Source organism: Lactobacillus sp. ESL0681, assembly GCF_029392835.1.
Lineage (GTDB): Bacteria > Bacillota > Bacilli > Lactobacillales > Lactobacillaceae > Lactobacillus.
In genome coordinates, this window is sequence record NZ_CP113943.1 from 1611323 (window position 1) to 1619143 (window position 7821).

2 protein-coding genes are annotated in these 7821 nt (G+C 40.2%); both read left to right on the forward strand.

Features of this window, described 5'->3' with window-relative positions:
* Positions 1-328 precede the first annotated feature (328 nt).
* Positions 329-859 (forward strand): Rib/alpha-like domain-containing protein, encoded by a 531-nt coding sequence (locus OZX59_RS07745; protein ID WP_277125795.1) that lies wholly within the window; start codon positions 329-331, stop codon positions 857-859.
* A gap of 525 nt (positions 860-1384) precedes the next feature.
* The gene (locus OZX59_RS07750) at positions 1385-7741 is read left to right on the forward strand and encodes a YSIRK-type signal peptide-containing protein (protein ID WP_277125796.1); all 6357 of its coding nucleotides are present in this window, start codon (positions 1385-1387) and stop codon (positions 7739-7741) included.
* Positions 7742-7821: the final 80 nt, after the last annotated feature.

The following is a 7821-nucleotide window of genomic DNA, read 5'->3' on the forward strand; positions in this document are numbered from 1 at the left end:
TCTCCTTTCCTCAAGAATAATGTCATAGACACCACTTCCTTTACAGAAAAACGACCAACGCCCTCAAAACTCTTGGTTGTATTCGTTAATCATTATAGCAAAGAAACAGGCGAATTCACTATTTTTGGTAAAAAGTTGTTAGCACCATAAAAATAAAAAATATTTCCAGTCTTTTTATAAGCTAAAGATTGTTAATATAACAGCTACAGATAAAGCATTTACCCATAATGTGCAAGTCATCACGTAAAGCAATAGCCAAGCCCTAGCAAGTCGCGGAGAGCAACAAGCCGAGCTAGTAATTAAATTTAAGGATGAATCAACACAAACCATGACAGTTAACTTACAAGTAACGGCACTTAATGCCCAAGTTGACCAGCAAAAGACCTTTGATTTAAGCCAAACTACGATTGACCATACGCAAAATGATCCAACTGCAGCTGCTTATCTTGACTTAATTGCAGAAGATCAACAAAATATTACTGGCTATACTTGGTCAGGCAATGCGCAAGGCACTAGCGATCTCGAACTTGCTGGAGCTGGCAGTCAGTTGGCCTATCTGATCGTGCATTATCAAGACGGAACAGCTCAAGCTGTCGCCGTGCCAGTCATCGTTAAGCCGCAGAGTCTGCAATGGCAATTCCAGCAAACGCAGACAGTCAGTGTGCCACTGAATTCCACGACAGAACCAGCAGCATTCGCCGATCCAAGCAGCTTCCTAGCTAATACCGAGACAATTGCCAAGATTAACTGGGCAACTGCTCCTGACACCAGCGTGCCTGGCGATACGACCGCCGCTGTCCAGCTGACCTTTAAGGACGGCTCAACCCTAATCCACTTAATCAGGATTAACGTTGCCTAGTTATCCGATGGATAAGTATAAAAAGCTCCGATTTATTTCGGGGCTTTTTTGTTTTGCCAAGCTAAAGTGCTGTTATGTGCAAAACTTATCGAAAAGATTCAGGCATACTAAACTTTTTTATAGTTCAACCTTTAAGGTATTATCCAATGACAATAAGCATTGGATAAGGAAAAAACTACTGTAGTATATAGCGATAATTGGTCTAGCTTATCCGGAAGTTTTGCAGTTATTGTATATCTTTATTTTGAGAAGAATATATTTTTTCAAAAAAATTTATAATTAGTAAAAAATAGAATTAATTATTTAATTATTAAATTTATCCAAAATGTTATTGTTATTTATAATGCCATAACGCTTAAATATAAGCTATAATTTTATAATTATGGTTATTTTATTGTGAAACAAATCATACTATTTCATGTAATAGTTATTAAAATAAGGGGAATTAATTTCTTAATTTATATTTACATTTGTGCGTATAGGTCTTAAAATACTGTTAGTAAACATTATTTTGGGGAGAAAAATATGCTAGGAAAAAACAATTTTAGTGAAAGGTTACGCAAGATGGAGATGCAGTCCAAACAAGAACGCTTCTCTATTCGTAAATTAAGTATAGGTGCAGCTTCTGTACTTCTTGGATTCACTTTCTTGGGCGTGAATTCACAAACTATCAAAGCTGATACGGTGGAGCCAACTGCACAAAATAGTGCAACTGTTAGCAAAGCTGACCAAGGTCAAGCACCAGAGCAGGAAGCCACGCCAAAAAAGGACACAGCTAAGCCTGACCTATCTACATATAAAGGATTAGCTAAATTCCTGCGCGGTGGCGATGAACAGGTGGCTAATGAGGACAACCAGACTGCTGCCAAGCCAGACCAATCAGCTAACTCTGATCAAACCGCAGAGCCGCAGCCTGATACAAAACCAAATAATGCGCCAAGTAATCAGCCAGAAAGCCCAGCAAATTCTGCCGCTGATGGAAGCGCTGAGAATCAACCGGAAATAACTAAGCCAGAGCAAAAGCCAAATGAAACTGATGCGGATATAGCTAAGCCAGAAAAAGCATCACAGCAAATTACTTCTAGGGAAGATTGGAAACAGCCTAGCACGGGAGACCAAGTGAGAAAAGACAGCGATATTACTACAACTACAGCTAGTGAAGTTGATGTGTTCGACTACTTGGATTTAACTGATGCATTGTGGAATGAACATATTACGACTATTAATATAGCGGCTGATATTACGTTTCCTTGGGGTGCAGCAGGTAATATGGTTAGGCTGAATTATAAGCCACGCAAGTTGTTAATTAAGGCTAAGGATTCAGTTCCAAATGATCCAAATAGTAATCGGAAAAAGATCGATTTTCAAAGTCGGGAGCTTATCCAATATGATGATCAAGTCCACCCGATGGATATAACTTATCAGAATCTAGATTTGTATGGTCGTACTTGGTTTGGCGTTGCTAACTCAAATTATACTCCATCAGCAAATATTTCGTTCTATAACGTTAATTATACTGGCTCGCAAATGTTGTATGTTGGTAAAAATACGGTAGCCCATTTTTATGGTAAGAATAATGTTAAAACAGTTTTAAACTATCAAGCACTGAACACAAAAACTGGAAACATTGAGGCTGCCGATACTCAAGACACTGGTAAACAACAATTATTTGAATTTAACAAGGAGGGTGGTCAGTTAATCTTCGAAAAAGGCTGTGATTTCACCGGTTCGACTTATATTGGTAATGTGATTGAGATGTATGGTGGGACTGATGCTAATCCTAACCAGGTTATTGTTAAGTCTGGAGCCAACGTTACATTGAATCCAAGAAGTGATCTTCAAGAGCCTGGGACTGCACTTGGTGCTCAAAATACTAGTGTTGGTCATGGTCTAATTATCTATGGTACTGCAAAAGTAAATGTTCAGGGAACACTTAATATCAATACTGGTGGACACTTTGATACTAATGGTAATTATGTAATGGATGATTATAATTCTAAGGCTGCTCTTGATAATCACCGTACTAAAGCTATTGTATTGGATGATTCCACTGCAGATTTTCGTATAACTAATGGTGGTGTTGTCAATGTTAATACTAATGGCAATGTTTCCGATTCCATTAGTAAAAGTTCACCAGCTAATAACTTAATCTACGACGGTGGTAATCTCTTTGTAGGACGTAACTCTGAATTCAATGTTACTGGTAACAACATGGGTAGTTACAAGGGAACTATGCTGCTGATTGGTAATACTGCGAACCTTGATGGTGGTAGCCTGAATCTTACCGTTAATGATGGTAATGGTGCTTTAACCCTAGTTGATGTTAAGAGTAAGAATGCTTTAACAGTTAACAACCCGAAGAGCCTAATTTTAAACGCACATAGTAATACAAAAGCAAATATCATTGGTAGTAATGAAATTGACATTACCAACGTTCGGCAAATGCTTGAATTTGGTAAACAATCGGTTGCTCTACCACCATTCCACACCTTGAAAGTTCAAAAGAATAAGAGTACGAAAAATATTGAAGTTCTGCAGATGGAGCTTCTGAATGGTAAGACACCGCTGTCAACAGACATGCTAAACGTTTTGGCTGACTCTGAAAATGCGGAATTGAAAAATGTTCTAATGGCTGTGCTTAACTTTACTGATCAAGATCAGTTGATAGATTACTTTAAAAACAAGCTTGGTACTACATTTGACACTATCTTTCCATCGATTATCGAGGGTGCCTTATCTAACGTGAATAATCCGGGATATAACAATATTCACTTTATCCCAGCTAATCCGAGTGGTTTCTTGGATATTGGCAATACTAAAGTAACGACTAATGCAGATGGCTCTAGAACGGTCACTGGTGAAGTACTCAATTATGATCAAGCAACAGATGGACCTGAAAGTGATGGTCCCTTCAAAAGCATCTTACCTGGTGGGACTGCCGCCTATGTCACCGCTAAGTTTGTTAGTGCTGGTTCTAGTCTTGATGGGCAAACATTAATTGATGCTGGTGTTCCTAACCCTTATGGTCAAACCAATACTGTGGAAGGTCCAGATTGGACCAATACTGTCGCTGATGATTTACCAACAACATTTACAGCGCAGGTTAAGGAAGTTAACGGCAAGTATACATTTACATTCAATATTCCAAAAGAAAAAGTAAACCAACTTAACCCAGGTGCGCAAGTTGAGTTAACCCCACATGCGAACTTCGTTGATTACGATCCAGCAACTTTGAATTTACCTGCTGACGATCCTGATAAGCGACCGGTACTGGTTGACTTGCAGAAGAAGAATTTTGGTGATGCGCAAAAAGATGCTGAGGGCTTACTGCACGATGCTTATGTTGCAGCCATCAGTATGGTCAAGGGTTCAAAATTGTCAGATGCTGACCAAGCCAGCTATCTAGCAGCAATTGACAATGCCTACAATGCAGCTACTGCTCAATCAGGAGCTCCCAATTATGATCCAGCTACTTCAATTTATGGTATTGATGGCACTAACGGCGATGATGCTATCACAGAATTGAATAATCGCACTAACAAGACGATTGATCAGATGTTCCATAGTAGTAATAAGTCTCTCTTAGATGGTTTCACGATTACTAACCACTACAAGGATAATGCTGACTTAGCTGACACTATTGCCGCTGCTAACGCTGCAATTGACAATGCATCTGGTAAAGAAGCGATCGGTGCTGCAGAAAAAGCCGGTGAAAGTGCCATTACTTTGGCTGCCAATAAAGCTGCTGCCAAGCAAACAATTGAAGCCGCTGTCGCTGAAGCTTTCAAAAATATCGACGAAACTGAAAAAGGTAGCTATGTCAGTGGTATTAATTCTGCTAAAAACACGGCACTAACTAACATTGACAATGCGGCTGATGCTGCTGCGATTGAAACGGCACTTAATAATGGCTTGCAAAAGATAGTCTATCAAGAAAAAGCTGCAGCCGAGAAAAAGCTAAAAGACAAGGTTGACGCAATTGATACCAATGCTGACTTAACTGCTGCCGAAAAGGCCGCTGCTAAGAAGGCTGCTAATACTGCAGTCTCAACGGCAAAAAAAATCATTGATAATATCGACAGCCAGGGAACTACTGCAGCCACCGTTAAAGGTAAGCAAAAAACTATCGAAGATGCTTATCACACTGCCTTTGATGCAATCGATCAAGCTATCAAAGATGCCAAACTAGGTACTGCTAAGGATCATGCATGTGATGTTATCAACACAGCTAGTGATAAAGCCCGCAACGACTTAGGTCTGGATGATGCAGCGGCTACCGCAATTACTAGTGCGCAAAACACTGCATTAGCTAACATTGATAAGGTAACTGATATCGATAAGCTTACTGGTGTGCTAAATACCGGATTAAATGATCTTATTAGCCAAGAAAAAGCTACTGCAACCAGCTTATTAAGTGACAGTGCCGCTGGCCAAAAGGCTAAGAAAGACATTGCCAATGTTGATGCAGCAGATGCTACAGAAGATAACGTCACAGGTAAGCAAGATACCATTAAGTTAGCCTTCGATAAGGGACAGGCTAAAGACGAAGTTACTGACAAGGGTGACGAAGTCACAGGACACGTTGATCAAGCACTAGCTAACGCTACCCATGAAGATGGCACACCGTACACGGATACCGAAAAGCAAGCAATCAAGGATCACATTAAAGATATTGTTACTACTGCCAACAACAAGATTGATGGCGATACGACTTCAGCTGATGTTGAAAAAGACAAGAACGATGCCCTTAATGAACTTGAGGCTTTGGATACAGCCTTAACTAATAATGATCACAGTGTAATTGATCCAATCCTTGACAATGATTCTAAAGTAATTGCAGAGCGCAAACAGAATGCCAAGGACGTCGTTACGGCGGCGGCTGACAAAGCCCGTGAGGATTTAGGTGTAACTAAAGGTAGTAAAAAATCAAAGCAAATTGATGATGCCGAAAAGACGGCATTGGGTGCAATTGACTCGGCAACTAACACCGTTGGAATTAATACAGCACTTGATACTGGCTTAGGCGAAGTTGTTACCGCTGAAAAAGCTACCGCAACCAGCTTATTAAGTGACAGTGCCGCTGGCCAAAAGGCTAAGAAAGACATTGCCAATGTTGATGCAGCAGATGCTACAGAAGATAACGTCACAGGTAAGCAAGATACCATTAAGTTAGCTTTCGATAAGGGACAGGCTAAAGACGAAGTTACTGACAAGGGTGACGAAGTCACAGGACACGTTGATCAAGCACTAGCTAACGCTACCCATGAAGATGGCACACCGTACACGGATACCGAAAAGCAAGCAATCAAGGATCACATTAAAGATATTGTTACTACTGCCAACAACAAGATTGATGGCGATACGACTTCAGCTGATGTTGAAAAAGACAAGAACGATGCCCTTAATGAACTTGAGGCTTTGGATACAGCCTTAACTAATAATGATCACAGTGTAATTGATCCAATCCTTGACAATGATTCTAAAGTAATTGCAGAGCGTAAACAGAATGCCAAGGACATTATCACGGCAGCCGCTGATAAGGCTCGCGGAGACTTAAGTCTAGATAAAGGCAGTGATGCTGCCAAGACGATTGATGATGCTGAGACAGCTGCGCTAAACGATATTGACTCGGCAACTAACACCAGCGGAATTGATACAGCACTTACCAATGGCTTAGACACTATTATTGATACCGAAGCAACGAAAGCCAAGGAATTATTGGGCACTATTGCAGGTAACGCCAATACTACAATCGATAACAATCCAAATCTAAGTCCTGATGATAAAAGTAAGGCACACGATGAAGTCAATGGTACGGTATCAACAGCCAATGCCACGATTGACAATGTCAATGGTCAAGATACTACTAAAGATAATGCACAAGATCAGCAAGATGCAATTAAGAATGCCTATAATGATGGCCTTAATGATATCCAATCGGCACTTGATGGAGCCAATGACTTAGGCAGTGTTAAGACGAAACTTAAGCAGAAATTGCAGACGGCACTTGAAAGTGCTAAGAAGCGAGTAAGAGCATCAGGCTTAACGGTAGCTGACCAAACAGAATATCTTGATCGCATTGATGCCGTAGCAGAGGATGCTAATGCCACGATTGATAATGCTGTCTTAGTTGATGTGATGAACGCTGCTAAATCTCAAGCGATTGATAAGTTCAACCATGAGGGTGCTAAGGCAGAACTACAAGCTTATGCCAATACTTGCAAACAGACTGTCCCAGACAGCGAGCTTGACGAAGCAACCCGTGCGCAGATTAACCAGTTGCTTGTTGATGGTAAGGCGATAATTGATACAGATTATGACCGCGGTCAACTTGATAGTAAAGATGATAATAGTTATATCAATCAGGATCGTAATAGCTATGAACAAAAGCTGCTAGAAGCCTATCAAACATATTTGAACCAACAACTACATGCTGCGGCTACTGATTGGCTGGATAACGATCAAAGTGATCCTAAGTATCAAGCCACTCATCAGAGTGAATTAAATAGTATTGTGGGTAAATATCAATACCAAATGGCTATGGCAACTGATATTAAAAAGGTAAAACAGGCTTATGATACTGGCATTAAGGCAATCGCAGCTTATAGCCCAGCTGATCCAGTTGAAATGACTACCACTAAGCCAGCAGCTATCCAAACTATTAATGTAGAGTGGCAAAAAGATTATATGAAGCTGAGTACTGCTTATCCTAACTTAACAGTTAGTCAAAGAGGAGACTTGCTTCAGAGATTGTTTTCTGCTTTGTCTGATGCTACTAATCAAATCAATAATAATCCAGGAGAGATTTCACAATCAATGATTGATGAAATTATTCAGACTTTTGACGATGTAATGGCAATGGCAGAATCGGAACAAGGCTAAAGATAACTGGCAAGAAGAAGGGATTCAACTTAGGTTGGGTCTGCTCTTTTTGCATTTAATGACGATCAACACGATAGTGA